Origin of the sequence: Xylophilus ampelinus (assembly GCF_003217575.1) — a bacterium.
Taxonomy (GTDB): domain Bacteria; phylum Pseudomonadota; class Gammaproteobacteria; order Burkholderiales; family Burkholderiaceae_C; genus Xylophilus; species Xylophilus ampelinus.
This window is the reverse complement of sequence record NZ_QJTC01000005.1, coordinates 82733-101448: the sequence shown is the minus strand read 5'-3', so window position 1 is coordinate 101448 and position 18716 is coordinate 82733. Positions and strand designations below refer to the sequence as shown.

The window sequence follows — 18716 nt, the reverse complement described above, 5'->3', positions numbered from 1 at the left end:
CCACTGCCATGACCAATTTCGCCCTCATCGGTGCCGCCGGCTATATCGCGCCGCGGCACATGCGCGCTATCAAGGACCTGGGCCACCAGCTGTCGGTGGCCTACGACATCAACGACTCTGTCGGCATCATCGACAGCATTTCGCCTCAGAGCGAGTTCTTCACCGAATTCGAGCGCTTTCTGGAGCATGCGCACCGCCTGCGCCGCTCGCCCGCCACCGCGCTCGACTATGCGGTGGTCTGCTCGCCCAACTACCTGCACCACGCCCACATCGCCGCCGGCCTGCGCCTGGGCTGCGACGTGATCTGCGAGAAGCCCCTGGTGCCCACGCCCACGCTGCTCGACGAGCTGGCATTGATCGAGCAGGAAACCGGCAAGCGTGTCTTCAACATCCTGCAACTGCGCCACCACGATGCGATCCTGCGGCTCAAAGATAAGGTGGCCGCTGCGCCGGCGGACACCAAGTTCGAAGTGGAGCTGACCTACATCACCTCGCGCGGCAAGTGGTACCTGGAGAGCTGGAAGGGCGACCCCCGCAAGTCGTTCGGCGTGGCGACCAACATCGGGGTGCATTTCTTCGACATGCTGCACTTCATCTTCGGTAAGCTGCAGGACAACCGCGTCCACCTGCGCGAAGAGACCAAGGCCGCCGGCTACCTGGAATACGAACGCGCCCGGGTGCGCTGGTTTCTCTCCATCGACGCCGACGACCTGCCAGCCGAGGTGAAAGGCCAAAAGCCCACCTACCGCAACATCGATGTCAGCGGCGAGCAGCTGGAGTTCTCCGAAGGCTTCACCGACCTGCATACCACCAGCTACCGCGAGATCCTGGCGGGCCGGGGGTACAGCCTGGAAGACGCGCGGCACTGCATCGAGACGGTCGACGTTATCCGGCAGGCTCCGATCGCGGTGGATGCGGGGGATCGGGTGCATCCGTTCGTGCGCGAGGCAGGACGCTGACGGCATGGAAATGTCCGGGCTCAAGCCGCTTTCTCAATTTCAGTTACTGATCACCGACGTGTGCGGAGCGCTCAAGCTGTGGCGCTTCTGGTTGCATCTCGGCCTGGAGGACATCCTCAAGCAATACCGCAGGTCGTTCCTGGGACCAGTATGGATCTCGGTCAACACGGCGATCTTCATCGGCGCTTTCGGCCTGATCGGATCGCAGGTGTTCAAGATCGACGTGCAGACGTACCTGCCGTTCTTCTGCGTCAGCCATGTGCTGTTCTTGTTCCTGTCGCAGTCCATATCGGACAGCTGCCAGACGTTCATCGCCTCCAGCGCCTTTCTCAAACAAACGCCCTACCCCAAAACGGCGTTCGGTCTGCGCGTCATCTGGCGCAACCTGCTCATGATGGGACACAACATCCCGATCGCGGTGCTGGTGCTTTTGGCCTTCGGCCGCCTGGGCGACGTCCGGCTGGTGCCGTTCGTGCTGGGTCTTGCGTTCACCATGGTCTGTGCTGCGCTGGTGTCGTGCATCCTGGGCGCACTTTGCGCTAGGTTCCGGGACATACCGATGATCGTGACCAGCTTGATGCAGATCGCCATGTTCCTGACACCCGTGATGTGGCAACCCTCGCAACTCAGCGAGCGGGCGCAGTTGATCGTCCACATCAACCCGTTGGCCGCTTTTCTCGATCTGGTGCGCGCGCCCGTATTGGGGCAGTCGGTGAACCTGTACAGCTATCTGATGGCCTGCGGCACTTTCCTCGTGTTGCTGATCGCCTTCTTCACCATTTTCCTGCAGAGCCGCCGCAGGCTCGTCTATTGGCTTTGACCATGGCAAGCATCGAACTGGACAGGGTCAACGTCGATTTCCCGCTGTATTCCTCCCGCTCGCGTGGATTGCTCAATACACTGATGGGCAAGGCACAAGGCCATCGGGGCCGCATTGAAAACATTGGCCGTAGGGCACTTGCCGTACGGGCATTGCGCGACATCACGCTTTCGCTGAAAGACGGTGACCGTGTGGGCCTCGTCGGAAGGAACGGCGCTGGCAAGTCCACGATGCTTCGCGTTCTATCGAGTGTGTATGAGCCTACGTCCGGTGTCATGCGCTCCTCGGGAGACATCTCCTCGTTGATAGACCTCATGCTGGGCATGGATCCGGACGCCAGCGGATACGAGTTCGTGGCCACGCGCTGCGTGGTCATGGGCATCGGCAGCCGCGAAGCAAAGGCCCTGGTCCCCGATATCGAGGATTTCACAGAGCTGGGGGACTATCTTCACCTGCCGGTTCGCACCTACTCCTCCGGAATGATGCTGCGGCTGGCGTTCGCGGTATCGACCGCGGTGGCACCCGACATCTTGCTGATGGACGAGATGATCGGCGTCGGCGATGCGCAGTTCATCGACAAAGCCCGCATCCGGCTCGAAAACATGATGAGCCGCGTCAAGATTCTGGTTCTGGCCTCGCACAGCGATCCGATCCTCAAGACCTTCTGCAACCAGGGCATCTGGCTCAACGAAGGGCAGATCTGCATGCAGGGACGTATCGACGATTGTCTGGCGGCCTACCACGCAAGTTGATTCACCGTCCATTCCTCAGCATGAGCGCCATACCCTACACCGCACATCCCACGGCTATCGTCGACGCTGGCGCACAGATCGGAGCAGGCACGCGCATCTGGCACTGGGTCCATATCTGTGCCGGCGCACGGATCGGCAAGGCCTGCTCTTTCGGGCAGAACGTCTACGTGGGCAACGACGTGGTCATCGGCGACAACGTCAAGGTCCAGAACAATGTCAGCGTCTACGATGCCGTCACGCTGGAGGACGATGTGTTCTGCGGACCGAGCGTGGTGTTCACCAATGTGTACAACCCGCGCAGCAGCGTTGCGCGGAAGGACGAATACCGGCCCACGCGGGTGTGCCGGGGTGCGACGCTCGGCGCCAACGCCACCGTGGTGTGCGGCACAACGGTCGGTGCGCATGCTTTCGTGGGCGCCGGTGCCGTGGTAAATCGCGATGTGAAACCCTACGCACTGGTCGCGGGGGTGCCCGCGCGGCAGATCGGATGGATGAGCGAGCACGGCGACCGTCTCGACTTGCCGCTGAGGGGTGAAGCAGAAGCGCAATGCCCCCAAAACGGTGCCACCTATCGTCTGGTGGGCGACAGCTTGCAACGGGTATGACGGACTGTATTCGTGACGGAATCTGATATGGAATTTACCGACCTCAAGGCCCAATACCAGCGGCTCAAATCAGATATCGACGCCCGCATCCAGAGGGTGCTGGACCATGGGCAGTATATCCTGGGCCCGGAGGTGCACGAACTGGAAGAGCAGCTTGCCGCGTACACCGGCGCCTGGTACTGCATCACGGTCGCCAACGGCACCGACGCACTCCAGATCGCGCAGATGGCATTGGGTATCGGACCCGGAGACGAAGTCATCACGCCTGGCTTCACCTACATCGCAACTGCTGAAACCGTGGCATTGCTCGGTGCGAAGCCTGTGTACGTGGACGTTTCACCGATCACCTACAACCTGGATCCCGCACTGCTCGAGGCGGCCATCACGCCCCGCACCAAGGCCATCATCCCGGTCAGCCTGTATGGACAATGCGCGGACTTCGATGCGATCAATGCGATCGCCGCGCGGCACGGCATCCCGGTGATCGAGGATGCGGCGCAGAGCTTCGGTGCCACTTACCGGGGGCGCAAAAGCTGCAACCTCACGACCATCGCCTGTGCAAGCTTTTTTCCGAGCAAGCCCTTAGGGTGCTATGGGGACGGTGGGGCCATCTTCACCAATGACGAGGAGCTGGCGCGGGTCATGCGTCAAATTGCACGCCATGGACAAGAGCGCCGGTATTACCACGTTCGGGTAGGAGTCAACAGTCGGCTGGATACTTTGCAGGCGGCAGTTCTTCTAGGAAAGCTCGTGGTATTCGACGAAGAGATTGCGAGACGCCAAACGGTGGCGCAGCAATTCGCAAATCACTTGCTCCCGGTGCATCAGATTGTGTGCCCTTCGGTAGAAGTTGGAAATCGGAGTGCATGGGCCCAGTACACGATTCGATCGACTCATCGCGCCGAACTACAGCAGGCCCTGAAAAAGTTCGAGATACCTACCACGGTGCATTATCCACTGCCTCTGAACAAGCAGCCAGCAGTGGAAGATGGTGGTAAGCAACTCCCCGTTGGCGACCGGCTCGCAAATGAGGTTTTGAGCCTTCCCATGGGCCCTTACCTCAGTGACTCGGATCAGGCCATAGTGGCTCAAGCTATCCAACAGTTTTATAACGATTCCTCTGCCTGATTCCTTCGTCAGGATTTACGGTACGCCAAAGCCTGCTCGCAGGTCCAATCAATTACAAGGGAAAATGACCATGGATATTAAAGATAAACGCTTTGTTGTTATCGGTGGTGGCGGCTTGATCGGGTCTCATACCGTTGACCGGCTCTTGAAAGAAGACGTGGCGGAAGTGGTGATCTACGACAACTTCGTTCGGGGCCGCATGGAGAATTTGGCGGATTCACTTCGGGATACGCGGGTGAAAATCTTCGAAGCGGGGGGCGATATTCTCCAGGCGGATATATTGGATGCCGCTCTCAAGGGGGTTGATGGGGTCTTCCATCTTGCCGCGCTCTGGCTTTTGCAATGCCATGAATATCCCCGGACTGCCTTCGAAACTAATGTTCGAGGAACTTTCAACGTCATGGACGCGTGCGTCCGCAATGGGGTGAAGCGCCTGGTTTACTCCTCTTCAGCCTCCGTCTACGGCGATGCCGTGGAAGAGCCTATGACGGAAGACCATCCATTCAATAACAAGAACTTTTACGGTGCCACCAAAATTGCAGGCGAAGCATTTTTGCGCGCTTACCACCATCGGTATGGACTGGATTATGTTGGGCTTCGTTACATGAATGTGTACGGACCACGCCAGGACTACCATGGCGCTTATATTGCCGTGATCATGAAAATGCTCGATGCCATCGACAGTGGCAAAAGCCCCACCATTATGGGCGATGGATCCGAAGCGTTTGACTTTGTTGCAGTCGAGGACTGCGCTCTGGCGAATGTCTGTGCCATGAAAGCCGACGCAACGGACGCGTTCTACAACGTCGGTACCGGCAAACGTACCTCACTGAAAGAGTTGGCTGAAAAGCTTTTGCGCATCACCGGCTGTAACAAGGAAATCACCTACGCACCTCGCAGCCAGGCCACCTTGGTACGCAATCGCATTGGAAGCTCCACAAAAGCGCGTGCAGAGATTCAATTCAATGCCGAGATTGATCTCGACGAAGGCTTGCGTAAGCTGATCGATTGGCGCGCCTCCCACAAGGCGGAGGTGGCTGCTCGTCGCGCTTCCGTCGGCCTCTGAGGTAGTCAAAGTGTGCGGCATCGCGGGTTACTACAACACGGACCAATATCCAGCTTCTGCCGTGGTCATCAAACGCATGACCGATGCGATTGCACACCGGGGCCCAGATGGCGAAGGAAGCTACGTTCATGAGGCTTTGGCACTGGGCCACCGACGCCTCGCAATCATCGATCTTTCGCCCGGGGGGCATCAGCCCAAAGCATCGGAGGACGGCCGGTATGTCATTACCTACAACGGGGAAATTTACAATTTCAAAGAAATCCGCATGGAATTGGAGAGTCGGGGGCGCCAATTCCGGACGCATAGCGATACGGAAGTCCTGCTTTATGCCTTTGTGGAATGGGGTGTGAAATGCTTCGAGCGCCTCAACGGTATGTTCGCTTTGGCAATCTGGGACAATGCTGAAAAGACCTTGACGCTTGCGCGCGATCGTTACGGAGTCAAGCCGCTTTATTATCACAACTCCGGAAAATCATTTGTTTTTGGCTCTGAAATAAAGGCCCTTTTTGCCCATGGCGTGGTGGATCCGAAGGTTGACCCTATCGGGCTCTTCGAATACTTGAGCTTTCAGAACTTTCTGGCCGATAGAACCATTTTCAGCGGCATCAGCCTGTTTCCTGCAGGCACATTTGCGACAGTAAAGAGTACCCATTCCGGATCCGTTGAAGCCCGGTTTACCCGTTATTGGGACTACCAGTTTATCGAGCCTGAATCCCCGAGAAAAAAAGAGGAATATGCGGAGGAGTTGGATAGGCTGTTCGTGCAAGCTGTCTCTCGTCAGTTGGTAAGCGATGTGGGTATTGGAGCCTATTTGAGTGGCGGGATGGACAGCGGGTCCATTACGGCCGTTGCCGCACAACAGATTCCGTATATGAAAACCTTCACCTGCGGGTTCGATCTGAATTCCGCATCAGGGATTGAACTGGGGTTTGACGAACGGCCCACAGCCGAGTACATGTCTTATCTCTTCAAAACCGAGCATTACGAAATGGTGCTCAAGGCGGGAGATATGGAGCGGGTGATGCCAAAGTTGGCGTGGCATATCGAGGAACCACGCGTCGGCCAAAGTTATCCCAATTATTACGCCGCTCAACTGGCCAGCAAGTTCGTTAAAGTCGTCTTATCTGGTGCCGGTGGGGACGAGCTTTTCGGCGGCTACCCATGGCGATACTACCGGGCCGTGGTCAATAATGACTTCGACCACTATATAGATAAATACCACGCGTTCTGGCAGCGCTTGATTCCCCAAGGCAGAATGTCCGACGCCTTGGCTCCTGTCTGGGAAGAGGTTCAGCACATCGATTCGAGGGACCTGTTCAAGTCTGTCTTCCATCAGCGGCCCAAGAATATTGGCCGACCCGAAGACTATATCAATCACTCCTTGTATTTCGAAGCCAAGACTTTCCTCCATGGCCTGCTGGTGGTCGAAGACAAACTGAGCATGGCCCACGGCATCGAGACACGCGTCCCATTCTTGGATAATGATCTCGTAAACTTTTCAATGCAGCTTCCCGCCCGGATGAAGCTAGGAAATCTGGGTGAGGTGGTGAAGCTGAATGAAAATGAACCGGGGGCTAAAACCGCCAAATATTTTCAAAAAACCAAGGACGGCAAACTTCTGTTGCGGCAGGTGATGCAGCGGTTGTTGCCCGCAGTGATTACAGACCGGGAGAAACAGGGGTTTTCCGCTCCTGACGCCAGTTGGTTCAAAGGTGAGAGTATTGACTACGTGAAGCGCACCTTGCTCAATACAAATGCGCTGACGCATCAGTATTTGAACCGCGACTATATAAGTGAAATCGTTCGGCAGCACGGCAGTGGAGAGATGAACCACCGTCTGCAGATCTGGTCCCTGATTAGTCTGGAATCCATGATTAATCAATTTATAAAAAATGAATAAAAATTTACCTTCCGAAGAGAGGGCTTATAGCGTATTGCATATTGGCAATATTGCAAACAATGCGTATCTCAACGCCAAGTTACTTCTCAGGCACGGTGTCGGGTCGGATGTTGTCTGCGCAGACTATTATCATATCATGGGCACCCCCGAGTGGGAGGATGCTGTATTTGACTTTGAAGGAATTGACCACTTCAATCCAGCTTGGGATAATCTGAATCTGAATGGTTTCCGACGGCCGAATTGGTTTCATTCAGGTTCCTTGGGTACAATTCTGGCCGAACTGGCGGGGGATGCGCTGGCGCCAGAACAAAAGGCGGGACGCTTTTCGCGCATCGTTGGAACAGCCCATAGCCACGCATTCGGAGGAACGCTCGAACTTCTTTTAACGGATGCATGGACTAAGGTTTTTGGACCCAGGCAAAAAACGCTGGCCACCCTGCTCACCAAAATTTCGGTGCCGATCTTGCATGTCATGTGCCGAGTGCATTTTTATGCCGAATCTTTGCTGAAGAAAAATGGCGGGGACCGTTTTGCAAAAATACGCGCCACTCTGGATCTGATCAACGCACGGACGAAAGCCAATCTGAGGCGCTCGGAGTCTGTACCTTATTTTTTCCATCAAAATCTGTGGGAACGGGTTTTCAGAAAATACGATGCCGTCATTGGATATTCAATCGATGGAATTTATCCGCTCATATGCAATAAAAAATACATCGCGTTTGAACACGGAACGATCAGGAAAATACCATTTGTCGACGACGCGTTGGGTCGAATCTGCAAGGCGGTCTATAAATCCGCTGATAAAGTTATTATCACGAATTGCGACAACGTCAAGGCTGCAAAAACACTTCGTTTGAAAGATTATCGCTTCATTCCTCATCCGATCAATGAAGAGATTCAAAAAGTGGTGCTTCCGCCTAGCTGCACCGAGCGACTTCATGGGCAAGACTTTATCGTTTTTCATCCAGCCAGGCACCATTGGGATCGACATCGTGATCCTAGCTGGGAAAAGGGTAACGACAAAATCATTGCAGGCTTCGCCAAATTCAGAAAAACAGCCAGTGTCAAAACAGTTTTAGTTCTTACCGAATGGGGCTTGACGATAGAGCACAGTCGGCGACTGATAAAAAAGCTGGGTATTGAAGAAGCTGTCGTATGGATACCAGTTTTGCCCAATCAGCACATGATCGAGATGATACGTCTGTCCCACGTGGTCGTGGACCAGATTGGCGTAGGTGCTTTCGGAAGCTTAGCAGCCAAATCGTTGATGTGCGGAAAGGCCACCTTGTGCCATATTGACCCCGAACCCCACAAGGTGTGCTTCGACGTCGTTCCGCCACTGATCAGCATCGAATCGCATCTTGACGTTGCCGATCGTCTCGAACAACTATCGGGTGATATATCCTATCGGAACCGCGTGGAGTGTGAGTCTCGGGAATGGTACCTGCAACATCATTCAAATGAGGTTATCGCCAAGCGTCTCATAAAATTGATCAAGGAAGTCGCTGCTTAGGATTCACCATGGAAATTATTTTTCTTCTGACAGCAGACTGCCCTATGGCCATGATTCGCTTGTCCCGCTGTAGATTTTTAGGTAGCTGATGCATATATTTCGCGGGGGAATGATTTCTTTCCTCAATTGTATGTCTATTTTGGTCCTGCCTTTGGTTGCGGTGGCGAGAGTGCCGCTGAAGTGGGCATGGGGCCGGGCGCCGGTGAGTATTTGGACGGGCGCGCCCATTCTGAACATGGCGATCAATGCCAAGTCGGAGAGGTTGACAGGCGCCAGATCTTATTCGGTAGTTTCACATACGTACTTCATTACCAATAAATTCGATTTCGATCTTCAGCGATTTCCTCTAGGCCGTATTTTCAACACGCAGTACCGGTACGTTGCTTTTCTGCTTATTTGCTTGCTCGCAGATCGTGCCCATATTTATTTGGACGGCGGCATCTTGCCGAACGCCAGGATGCGATCCTTCAACAAACTGGAGCTTTTTGCCTATAATTTTATGGGGATAGATATTTTCGCATGGACCTACGGCGGCGACTGCCGAACGCAGCGCGTTACCAGGTCGCTAGGGGATCCCAATTGCTGCACGGATTGCACCGCCCAAAATTCAGCATGCATCTGCGATGAGGACTTGTTCAAGCCCCGCTATGAATATGCTAGAAATAAGTGCACTGCGATTTTCTCCATGGGAGACATGATTGAATATACGCCAGGGAGTGTGAATACACTATATTTTTGGCCGCTGGACGTAAAAGATAAAAAATATAAAGCCGTTCATCCTGCTACGCCGCCCAGTCCGTCGGCAGTGCGGATTGTACATGCTCCCAATCATCGGATGTTCAAGGGAACAAGATTTATAGAAGCGGCGGTATCGGAATTATCTGCTGAAGGACTGGCTGTAGAGCTCGTTTTGGTTGAAAGGATTCCCAATGAGCACGCCCTCAAGATCTATCAGACAGCGGATATTATTGTCGACCAAGTCATGGTGGGTTTTCATGGGTTTTTCGCTCTAGAGGCCATGGCAATGAGCAAGCCGGTCGTATGTTTTATTCGCGACCCGGCTCGGTATCTCATTGATGTAAAAAGCTCCCCCATCATCAATGCCAGTCCTGATGATATCAAGGCAGTGCTTCGAAAATGGGTGAAGGCGAGCCGATCGGAGCGGCTTGATCGAGGACGGCAGGGACGCAATTTTATTGAAAAACATTATTCCATGGATGCTTTTGCCAAACGCTTGGACACGGCATACACGGAGCTTGGAGTGTCTAAATGAGATATTGTGTCATTGGCGCTGGCGGGTATGTGGGCCGGTTTCTTTGCGAGCATTTGGTAAGGCAAGAGCACTCTGTCGAAGCGGTCAGTTCCTCTCGTCCAGGGGGAATCGACCCAGTGACCGGACTGTTGGGCAAGCTGGATCTGGTAGGGATCGATGTGGTGGTGTATCTCGCCCAGTCACCCTTCTACCGGCAGTTGCCACAGCGGGCCTCCCACTTAGTTTCGGTCAACTGCGTCAGTGCAGTGCAGGCTGCGATCACCGCGCAGGCTTCGAACGTTTCCAAGTTCATTTACGCATCGACTGGAAATGTTTACCGAGCGTCCTTCGATCCGTTCAAAGAGGATTCTCCGCTGGAGCGCAGGAGCTGGTACCCGCTCTCGAAAATACTGGGCGAAGAAGGTGTGCGCCTGGCCGCCACTGGAATGGACCTGACGTGCCTCAGGATCTTTGGTGTTTATGGGCCTAACCAAACGGACAAGCTCATCCCCAATCTCGTCGCGCGCGTGATACGTGGTGAGACCGTGACCGTCGATCGCCAGCCCTCTCCAGATGAATCCGAACCGGGCGGTATGAGAACGAATCCCATCTATATCGACGACGCCGTGCGGGCCATCGAAACGGTGGCAGGGCTTCGCGGCTTGCCGGTCATGAATTTCGCAGGTGATGAAATGCTTTCGATCCGACAGATGGTGGAAATCATCGGCGAAGTGGTGGGTATTTCGCCTAAGGTGGCGGTGAACGACCGTGTGCGGACAGGCGATCTGATCGGCGACGTGTCCCTGTTTCGCTCTCACTACACCACTTCGCTGACCACGTTCAAAAAGGGCATTCAGAAGGTGCTAGAAGCCTCGCAATGAGGGTGCTTCATCTTCCCACTTCCATCGGCAACAATGCCTGGGCTCTTTCCAGGGGAGAGCGGGCATTGGGCGTGCATAGCGATACCTTGGTGACGCATACATCCTATTTGGACTACCCGGCGGATTCGATCGTCGACCTCGGCAGTTCAAGGACTGCCGTGGGACGGTGGTACCTGCTGCTCAAAGCGTTCTTGTCCGTGAGAGCCCGCTATGACGTGTTTCATTTCAACTGGGGCTCGTCGTTGTTCACCATGCGCGGGGTCCATCTTCATCACCTCGAGCTGCCTTTCTATCCTGAACGCGCCGCTTTGTTCGTGACTTACAACGGGTGCGATGCGCGCCAGAAATTGCCTACGCTGGCCAGGGGTGGCGTCAGCGCTTGTGCGCATTGCGTCGTGCAGGATTGCGGGCCGGGTCTCGATCGCAGCCGCGAGGACGGAATCGTCAAGATGGAACGCCATGCCCAGCACCTCTGGGCATTGAACCCCGATCTGCTCGCCTTCTTGCCGAGCCGGCGCTCTGGATTCCTTCCCTATGCCGTGCCTTTGGTTGAAACGGCAAGGCCGCAGCGACGCGAGACCGGACGCCGCCTGCGTATCGCGCATGCACCCACCAACCGCGAAATCAAGGGCACCGCTTTTCTTCTGAAGGCGGTGGAGCGCATAGACAAGCGGCATCCCGATGCCATCGAGCTCGTTCTGGTCGAGGGAAAGTCGCATGGAGAGGCGCTTGAAATCTACAATGGCGCGGATGTCGTGGTGGATCAGCTGCTGATCGGCTGGTATGGGGCTTTTGCCGTCGAAACCATGATGCTGGGAAAGCCCGTTATCGTGCGTATCGACGCGCGTGATGCACAAGCGGTGCCCGAGCCGATGCGTGAAGAACTTCTGCAAGCGGTCATCCAGGCCGACCCGGACACGATCGAAGCGGTTCTTGAAGGACTGCTGGAGTCGCCTGCAAAGCTCGCCGCGCACGCGCAAGGCTGCTTCGAATACGCCCGCAAGTGGCATAACCCCGTTCATGTTGCTTCGCTGACCGTGGCCCAGTACGAAGAAGCCTTGAAGGCGAATTGAGCATGTGCGGCATTCTCGGTTTATATGGCGCTGGGCGTATCGACAACATAGAGGCCAAGCTCAGGCTGGGCCTCTCGCAGCTAGGGCGCCGCGGGCCGGACGATCAGGGTGTGTCGAGCGTGTCGTTGGACGATGGGCAGCTGCATTTCGGCCATACCCGCCTCAGCGTCATCGACCTCACCCCCGCCGCCCACCAGCCCATGCCCAGCGCCGACGGCCGCTACCTGCTGGTCTTCAACGGCGAAATATACAACTACTTTGAGTTGCGTGCCGAACTGCAGTCCCTGGGCCGAATATTCCGTTCCGCCTCCGACACCGAGGTGCTGCTGCAGGCCTGGGACCAGTGGGGCGCAGCCGCCCTGCCCCGCTTCACCGGCATGTTCGCATTCGTCCTGTTCGACCGCGCCACCCACACGCTGCACGGCGCCCGGGACGCGTTCGGGATCAAACCCCTCTACTACCACCATGCGGCGGATGCGGGGTTCTGCTTCGCCTCCGAGATTCCGGCGGTGCAGGCCCTGCGCGCCAGCACGCCCAGGCTGGACTGGCAGGTTTCCTACGACTACCTGGCACACGGCCATTACGACGCCGGCGAGCGGACTTTCTTCGAGGACATCCGCGCACTGCCGCCCGGCCACCGCTTCACCTACGACCTCGGCGGACACTGTTTCGACCTGCACGTCTGGTGGAAGCCCACGATCGCCCCCGTTCAGCGCCTGACGCTGGACGATGCGGCAGAGGGCTTGCGCACACGCATGCTCGACAGCGTGCGCCTGCATCTGCGCAGCGATGTTCCGCTGGGCGCGGCGCTGTCGGGCGGGCTGGATTCGTCCGCGATCGTGGGCTGCATGCGCCAACTGGAGCCCGATGCGCCGATCCATACCTTCAGCTTCATCGCGTCGGGTAGCGCGGTGTCGGAAGAGCAGTGGGTGAACCGGATGAATGCGCATGTGGGGGCGCAGGCGCACAAGCTCGGCATCACGCCGCAAGAGTTGGCGGCCGACCTCGACGACATGATCGCGGCGCAGGGTGAGCCCTTCGGCAGCACCAGCATCTATGCCCAGTACCGGGTCTTCCGGCTCGCCCGCGAGCATGGCGTGACGGTCACGCTCGACGGGCAGGGGGCCGACGAGCTGTGCGGCGGCTACGTGGGCTATCCCGGCCCGCGGGTGAAAAGCCTGCTGGACCAGGGGCGGGTACTGGATGCGGTGGCGTTCCTGCGCCAATGGGGCCGGTGGCCGGGCCGGGCCGGCATCGACGGTTTGAAGGCCGCGGTGGCCGAGTACACCGGCGATGCCGCCTACCAGGCGCTGCGGCGCATGAACGGATCCGACGCCTGCCCGCCCTGGCTGGATGGGGGCGTGCTGAAAGACGCGGGCGTGGCGCTCCGATTCCCCCGGCCTCTGCCCGACATGACGGCACGTGGCCGTCGCCTGCCAGCCGAGCTGGCGCGCTCGCTCCAGGGGCTGGGGCTGCAGGGGCTGCTGCGCCATGGCGACCGCAACTCGATGCGTTTCTCGGTGGAGAGCCGGGTGCCTTTTCTGACGACGGCCATGGCCGACTTTTTGCTGACGCTGCCGGAGGAGTATCTGGTGGCGGCCAACGGCGAAACAAAGCATCTGCTGCGCCGGGCGATGCGCGGCCTGGTGCCGCCAGAGGTGCTCGACCGGCGCGACAAGATCGGCTTCGCGACCCCCGAGCATGCATGGCTGTTGCAGATGGCGCCGCAGATTCGGCAGTGGCTCCGGCATCCGCTGCGCCTGCCCTTCCTGCGGCAGCAAGCCTTACTCACTTCTTTCGACCAGGTGGTGGCGGGCCAGAAACCTTTCAGTTGGCAGGTATGGCGCTGGGTCAACTTCACCCGCTGGCACGCCCGGCATTTTTCGGGCTGAGGCGGCGATGGCCCGCATTCTTCTGCTGTCGCTGTCACCGATCGCATCCGATCCGCGCGTCATGCGCCAGATCGGCGCGCTGGGCGAGCACCACGAGCTGCATGTGCTGGGTTTCGGGCCGGCGCCGGGCGGTGTAGCCCGCTTCGTGCCGGTGGCCACCGGCCGCCAGGCCGCATGGCACACCCTGCGGAACGCGGCCCTTCTGGCCACCAGACGGTACCAGCGGTACTACTGGGGCCACGCCCAGGTGCAGGCGCTGCTGGCCGCGGCGGCCGCTCTGCCCTCCCACCCGTTCGACCTGGTACTGGCGAACGACGTGTGGGTGCTGCCTGCCGCACTGCGGTTGGCGAAAGGCGCGCCTGTGTGGCTCGACGCCCACGAGTACGCACCGCGCGAGTTCGAGGACCGCCTCGCCTGGCGGTGCTTGCTCGGCCCGTTCTTCGATGCGATCTGCCGCCGCGATCTGCCGCGGGTGGCGCGGATGAGCACCGTGTGCGATGGCATCGCCCGCGAATACACGGCCCGCTACGGCGTACCGGTGGCCGTGATGCCCAACTGCCCCGAGCCGGTGGATCTTCCTGTGCGGCCGGTGCAGCCCGGCCGCATCCGCCTGGTCCACCACGGAGCCGCGATCGCCTCGCGCCGGATCGAGATCATGATCGACCTGGTGCCCCACCTGGACGAGCGGTTCCAGCTGGATTTGATGCTGGTGGAGCACGATCCGGCCACGATGGCCGCCCTGCGCCAGCGGGCTACGGGCGATGCGCGCATCCGGTTCATTCCGCCGGTCGCCATGGCCGATATCGCCGCGCATACCAACGGCTACGACATCGGACTGTTTCTGCTGCCGCCGACCAATTTCAACTACCTGCATGCGCTGCCGAACAAGTTCTTCGAGTTCATGCAGGCGCGGCTGGCGATTGCAATCGGTCCGTCGCCCGAAATGCAGGCGCTGGTGGAGCGTCATGGGTGCGGCGTCGTGAGCCCGAGCTTCGAGCCGGCCGATCTGGCAGCCCTTCTCAATGCGCTCAGCACGGCCGACATCGATGCCATGAAACAGGCGTCCGACCGTGCCAGCCGGCAGTTCAACGCGGCGGCGACGCGCGCGTGGCTGCAGGCGGAGGTGGCGACCGTGCTCGCCGGCGCGAAGCGGGGTGCCTGAGATGCGCGCCATCGTCCTGGGCACCCAGTCCTTCATCGACGGCGGCACGAAGGTCGGTTCGCAGCATGTGGCCGAGGCGCTGGCGGCAGCGGGCTGGTCGGTCGACTATCTGCCCACGCTGTCGTCGCCGGTGGACCTGATCGGCCGACAGCGCCATGCCCGGCTCACCCGCGCCTGGGCCGGCACGCGGGCCCGGGCCGTCCCGGTCGCGCCGGGCCTGACGGAGTGGACGGTGCGCGCGCCCTTCCCGGCCCACAGACTTTTCCTGCGCTGGCACTGGCAGTTGCAGGCGTACGGCCGCTTTCTGCCTGCCGAACTGCGAACCGCGCGCTTCGATGCCTGCATCGCCGACGTGGCGCCCAACCTGCTGCTGGTCGACCACCTCTCGGCGCGTGCGACCGTTTGCCGGCTGAACGACTGGCCACGCGGTTTCGCGCAGGATCTCCATCCGGTGCTGGTCGAGGCGCTGGAGACTAGGGTGGGCAGCGCCGCTTTCGACGAGGTGTGGGCGGTGTCCGAGGCGCTGGCGGGCTATGCGCGCGGCTTGTCTGCGCGGGCGGTGGTGGCCTGCGTACCGAATGGGGTGGAGATCGCGTTGTCGGCGCCCGCTGAGCCGCAGGAGGCTACCGCGCCACGCGCACCGCGCAGTGCCGTCTACGTCGGCGGTTTGACCGCCTGGCTGGATATCGATCTGCTGTGCCAGTGCGCGCGGCTGCTGCCCGACTGGACGTTCGACATCCATGCGCCCGGCGATCCGGATGTCGCCCACTGGCCCGCGAATCTGCGGTGGCGCGGCCGCGTCGCGCGGGCCGATCTGCCTGCGGTGCTGCAGCGGCACGCGGTCGGCCTGATTCCGTTCCGCGATGCCGAAGGCCGGATGCAGTATGTGGAACGCCCCTTGAAGTTTTACGAATACATCGCGGCGGGGCTGGGTGTCGCCAGCACCGACCTGGGCGCCCTGCGGACGGGCATGGGACCGCTGGCCTGCTACGGCAACGGCGCGGCGGACTTTGCCGATGCCGTGGTCCGCGCGCGCGACCAGGCGCTGTCCCGCCCGCGCGCGTTAGCCCTGTCTTTCGTCCGTGAACATAGCTGGGGCGCGCGGGCGAACATCATGCGTCAGCGCCTGGAAGGGTTGCTGGCATGAAGAAATTCCTGCTCTACGACTTCATGCAGGTGGCCGGTGGCGCGGAGCGGGTCACCCTGACACTGGCCGAAGCGTTTCCCGAATTCGAGACCATGGTCAGCCGCTGCTATCCCGCCGCACAGCCGCTGCTGGCTACATCCTCCGTGGTGCCGACCGAGCTGCGCGGGGGCTGGTCGACCTGCATGCCGCGCATTCTGGAGAGCATGTGGTGCTTCCGGTTTCGCAGCCGGCGGCTGCGCGACGCCGATGTGGTGCTCTACAGCGGCTTCTACAGTCCCCTGGCCGTCCACCAGCAGCGGTCCGGGCGGCGCCTGTACTACTGCCACACGATTCCCCGCTTCGCCTACGACCTGTACGCGGGCACGCTGGCCGGCTTCCCCTTCTGGCTCCGGCCGGTCTATGCGCTGTTCGTGCGCTGGTTCCGGGCCCGGTACGAGGGCGCGATCGGCCGCATGGACCAGATCCTGGTGAACTCGGAGAACGTCCGGGAACGCCTGCGGCGATACACCGGCCTGGAGGCGCAGGTGGTCTACCCGCCTGTGGCCACCCAGCATTTTCAGCCGCTCGGCGATGCGGGCTACTACCTCTCCACCGCGCGGCTGGTGCCGAACAAGCGGGTGGACGTGATCGTCGAGGCCTTCCTGCAGATGCCGCAGCATGACCTGGTGGTGCTGTCGGGCGGGCCGGAGGCCGAGCGGCTGAAAAAAATGGCCGCGGGCGCTTCCAACATCCGCTTCACCGGGTGGCGGTCCGACGAATCCCTAAGGCGATGGGTGGGGCGGTCGCGTTGCGTGGTCTATCTGCCGGTGGACGAGGATTTCGGCATGTCGCCGGTCGAGGCCATGGCCGCGGGCAAGCCGGTGATCGGGGTCGCGGAAGGCGGCCTGCTCGAAACGGTGGTGCCGGGCCGCACGGGCGTGCTGCTGCCCTCGCCTCCCACCGCGGACCAGCTGCGCGCCGCCGTGGCGTTCATCGAGAGCGCGCACGGCGACCCGATGTCCCAGGACTGCATCGCCCGGTCGCACCGTTTCACCGAGACGCTTTTCATCGATCGCATGCGCGCCGTCCTGGGCACGGACAGGGGGCGCTGAGCCCCCGTCATCAGGCCATGCGGTCATAGTCGTCCTCGAAGCGCACGATGTCGTCCTCGCCCAGGTAGTCCCCGGACTGCACTTCGATGATCTCCAAAGGCTCCGGTCCCGGATTGGCCAGCCGGTGTTTGTGACCGCGCGGAATGTAGGTCGACTCGTTCTCGCGCAGAACGAACGCGCGGTCGCCATTGGTGATCCGCGCGATCCCCTTCACCACCACCCAGTGCTCGGCCCGGTGGTGGTGCAGCTGCAGGCTGAGGCTCGCGCCGGGATGCACCACGATGCGCTTCACCTGAAAACGCTCGCCCTGATCGATGCTGTCGTACCAGCCCCAGGGCCGCTGGACCTTGCGGTGCGTATTGGCCGACGCATGCCCGCTGGCCTTGAGCTGCGCGACCATGTCCCGCACTTCCTGCACCCGCGTCTTGTCGGCGACCAGTACCGCGTCCGGGGTTTCGACGATCACCAGATTGCGCAGGCCGATGCCGGCCACCAGCCGCCCGCTGGCCATGACCAGGCAATCGGTCGAATGCAGCATCAGGGTGTCGCCGACACGGGCATTGCCGTGCGGATCATGCGGCCGCAGCTGCCACAGCGCATCCCACGCTCCCACGTCCGACCAGCCGGCATCCAGCGGCACGACACGCGCCGCGATGCCCAGTTCGGGGTTGCGTGGCAGCCGCTCCATGACCGCATAGTCGATCGAATCGGAGGGGCACGCCGACCAGGCCTGCGCATCCGGTCGCACGAAATCGCCGTCCTGCGCAGCCGCCGCCATGGCGTCGATGCAGGCCTCGGAGATGTCCGCACGGTAGCGGGCGATGGCCGCGAGCCAAACACTCGACCGGACCATGAACATTCCGCTGTTCCACAGGTATTCACCCGACGCCAGGTACTGTTGCGCGTGTGCCGAGTCGGGCTTCTCGGCGAAGCTGGCGATGCCGAACAGCCCACCGCCGTGCGCCGCCCCTCGGCGGATGTACCCGTAGCCGGTTTCGGGCCGCACCGGCACCACGCCGAACGTACACATGGCGCCGGAGGCGCAGGCGTCGAGCGCGGCGAGGACCGCGGCCTGCAACCCCGGAACGTCTGCCACCGCATGATCCGCCGGCATCACCAACAGCAGGGGATCGGCATCCTCCCGGCGGGCCAGCAGGGCCGCGAGCGTCAACGCAGGCGCGGTGTTGCGGCCACCACTCTCCAGCAGAATCCGGTCGGTCCGTACCCCGACGGCCGCGAGCTGCTGGGCCGCCATGAAGCGGTGGGCTTCGTTGCAGACCACGATCGGCGCGCTGTCGACCACCACCTCCGAAGGTGGCAGACCGTCCGTCCGCCGCACCGTCTGCTGCAGCATCGTCTCGGCCCCGGTGAGTGCCAGGAACTGCTTTGGCTGGCTCTCGCGCGAGAGCGGCCACAGCCGGCTCCCACTGCCCCCGCACAGCACCACGGGAACCAGACGTTGCGCAGGCACCGGG

General features: G+C 60.1%; 16 protein-coding genes. 15 read left to right on the top strand and 1 reads right to left on the bottom strand.

The genetic code is table 11. The features are described from left to right. Positions 1-8: 8 nt before the first annotated feature. The 15 genes from DFQ15_RS05470 to DFQ15_RS05410 all read left to right on the top strand — a co-directional run bounded on the left by DFQ15_RS05470 (position 9) and on the right by DFQ15_RS05410 (position 17241). The gene (locus DFQ15_RS05470; protein WP_110465003.1) at positions 9-959 is read left to right on the top strand and encodes a Gfo/Idh/MocA family oxidoreductase; all 951 of its coding nucleotides are present in this window, start codon (positions 9-11) and stop codon (positions 957-959) included. A 4-nt stretch (positions 960-963) separates the two neighbouring features. Continuing rightward, entirely contained in the window at positions 964-1779 is an 816-nt protein-coding gene (locus DFQ15_RS05465) for an ABC transporter permease (protein WP_158529007.1), read from the top strand. Between the two features lie 2 nt (positions 1780-1781). Then, positions 1782-2531, top strand: coding sequence for an ABC transporter ATP-binding protein (locus DFQ15_RS05460; RefSeq protein ID WP_110465001.1), 750 nt, complete (start codon positions 1782-1784; stop codon positions 2529-2531). 29 nt (positions 2532-2560) lie between these two features. Beyond that, positions 2561-3136 (top strand): acyltransferase, encoded by a 576-nt coding sequence (locus DFQ15_RS05455; protein WP_110465041.1) that lies wholly within the window; start codon positions 2561-2563, stop codon positions 3134-3136. 27 nt (positions 3137-3163) lie between these two features. Next, positions 3164-4264 carry a DegT/DnrJ/EryC1/StrS family aminotransferase gene (locus DFQ15_RS05450; protein ID WP_110465000.1) on the top strand — a complete coding sequence of 367 codons (1101 nt, stop codon included), beginning with the start codon at positions 3164-3166 and terminating at the stop codon, positions 4262-4264. 64 nt (positions 4265-4328) lie between these two features. After that, positions 4329-5330 (top strand): NAD-dependent epimerase/dehydratase family protein, encoded by a 1002-nt coding sequence (locus tag DFQ15_RS05445; RefSeq protein ID WP_233504291.1) that lies wholly within the window; start codon positions 4329-4331, stop codon positions 5328-5330. 10 nt (positions 5331-5340) lie between these two features. Continuing rightward, positions 5341-7230: an asparagine synthase (glutamine-hydrolyzing) gene (gene asnB, locus DFQ15_RS05440; RefSeq protein ID WP_110464999.1), complete on the top strand. Its 1890-nt coding sequence runs from the start codon at positions 5341-5343 to the stop codon at positions 7228-7230. Then, the gene (locus DFQ15_RS16990; protein ID WP_146228657.1) at positions 7223-8743 is read left to right on the top strand and encodes a glycosyltransferase; all 1521 of its coding nucleotides are present in this window, start codon (positions 7223-7225) and stop codon (positions 8741-8743) included. The genes asnB (DFQ15_RS05440) and DFQ15_RS16990 overlap by 8 nt, the downstream gene beginning before the upstream one ends. Before the next feature lie 109 nt (positions 8744-8852). Beyond that, entirely contained in the window at positions 8853-10016 is a 1164-nt protein-coding gene (locus DFQ15_RS16985) for a glycosyltransferase family protein (protein ID WP_233504289.1), read from the top strand. Beyond that, positions 10013-10876, top strand: coding sequence for an NAD-dependent epimerase/dehydratase family protein (locus tag DFQ15_RS05435; protein ID WP_110464998.1), 864 nt, complete (start codon positions 10013-10015; stop codon positions 10874-10876). Before DFQ15_RS16985 ends, DFQ15_RS05435 begins: the two co-directional genes overlap by 4 nt. Next, positions 10873-11949 carry a glycosyltransferase gene (locus DFQ15_RS05430; protein ID WP_146228655.1) on the top strand — a complete coding sequence of 359 codons (1077 nt, stop codon included), beginning with the start codon at positions 10873-10875 and terminating at the stop codon, positions 11947-11949. The genes DFQ15_RS05435 and DFQ15_RS05430 overlap by 4 nt, the downstream gene beginning before the upstream one ends. A gap of 2 nt (positions 11950-11951) precedes the next feature. Next, positions 11952-13841 carry an asparagine synthase (glutamine-hydrolyzing) gene (gene asnB / locus DFQ15_RS05425; protein ID WP_110464996.1) on the top strand — a complete coding sequence of 630 codons (1890 nt, stop codon included), beginning with the start codon at positions 11952-11954 and terminating at the stop codon, positions 13839-13841. A gap of 7 nt (positions 13842-13848) precedes the next feature. Then, positions 13849-15003 (top strand): glycosyltransferase, encoded by a 1155-nt coding sequence (locus DFQ15_RS05420; protein WP_110464995.1) that lies wholly within the window; start codon positions 13849-13851, stop codon positions 15001-15003. A gap of 1 nt (position 15004) precedes the next feature. Next, positions 15005-16150, top strand: coding sequence for a glycosyltransferase (locus tag DFQ15_RS05415; RefSeq protein ID WP_110464994.1), 1146 nt, complete (start codon positions 15005-15007; stop codon positions 16148-16150). A gap of 23 nt (positions 16151-16173) precedes the next feature. After that, complete coding sequence (locus DFQ15_RS05410; protein WP_233504288.1) at positions 16174-17241, top strand: glycosyltransferase; 1068 nt, start codon at positions 16174-16176, stop codon at positions 17239-17241. 10 nt (positions 17242-17251) lie between these two features. Here DFQ15_RS05410 and DFQ15_RS05405 read toward each other — a convergent pair whose 3' ends face one another. Next, positions 17252-18712: a mannose-1-phosphate guanylyltransferase/mannose-6-phosphate isomerase gene (locus tag DFQ15_RS05405; RefSeq protein WP_233504287.1), complete on the bottom strand. Its 1461-nt coding sequence runs from the start codon at positions 18710-18712 to the stop codon at positions 17252-17254. Positions 18713-18716: the final 4 nt, after the last annotated feature.

What these genes read in the sequence shown, in the direction of transcription:
- DFQ15_RS05435 (WP_110464998.1), top strand. Translation starts at nt 10,013, where the DNA reads ATGAGATATTGTGTCATTGGCGCTGGCGGGTATGTGGGCCGGTTTCTT.
- asnB (WP_110464996.1), top strand. Translation starts at nt 11,952, where the DNA reads ATGTGCGGCATTCTCGGTTTATATGGCGCTGGGCGTATCGACAACATA.
- DFQ15_RS05415 (WP_110464994.1), top strand. Translation starts at nt 15,005, where the DNA reads ATGCGCGCCATCGTCCTGGGCACCCAGTCCTTCATCGACGGCGGCACG.
- DFQ15_RS05450 (WP_110465000.1), top strand. Translation starts at nt 3,164, where the DNA reads ATGGAATTTACCGACCTCAAGGCCCAATACCAGCGGCTCAAATCAGAT.
- DFQ15_RS16990 (WP_146228657.1), top strand. Translation starts at nt 7,223, where the DNA reads ATGAATAAAAATTTACCTTCCGAAGAGAGGGCTTATAGCGTATTGCAT.
- DFQ15_RS05430 (WP_146228655.1), top strand. Translation starts at nt 10,873, where the DNA reads ATGAGGGTGCTTCATCTTCCCACTTCCATCGGCAACAATGCCTGGGCT.
- DFQ15_RS05420 (WP_110464995.1), top strand. Translation starts at nt 13,849, where the DNA reads ATGGCCCGCATTCTTCTGCTGTCGCTGTCACCGATCGCATCCGATCCG.
- DFQ15_RS05460 (WP_110465001.1), top strand. Translation starts at nt 1,782, where the DNA reads ATGGCAAGCATCGAACTGGACAGGGTCAACGTCGATTTCCCGCTGTAT.
- DFQ15_RS16985 (WP_233504289.1), top strand. Translation starts at nt 8,853, where the DNA reads ATGATTTCTTTCCTCAATTGTATGTCTATTTTGGTCCTGCCTTTGGTT.
- DFQ15_RS05410 (WP_233504288.1), top strand. Translation starts at nt 16,174, where the DNA reads ATGCAGGTGGCCGGTGGCGCGGAGCGGGTCACCCTGACACTGGCCGAA.
- DFQ15_RS05465 (WP_158529007.1), top strand. Translation starts at nt 964, where the DNA reads ATGGAAATGTCCGGGCTCAAGCCGCTTTCTCAATTTCAGTTACTGATC.
- DFQ15_RS05445 (WP_233504291.1), top strand. Translation starts at nt 4,329, where the DNA reads ATGACCATGGATATTAAAGATAAACGCTTTGTTGTTATCGGTGGTGGC.
- DFQ15_RS05470 (WP_110465003.1), top strand. Translation starts at nt 9, where the DNA reads ATGACCAATTTCGCCCTCATCGGTGCCGCCGGCTATATCGCGCCGCGG.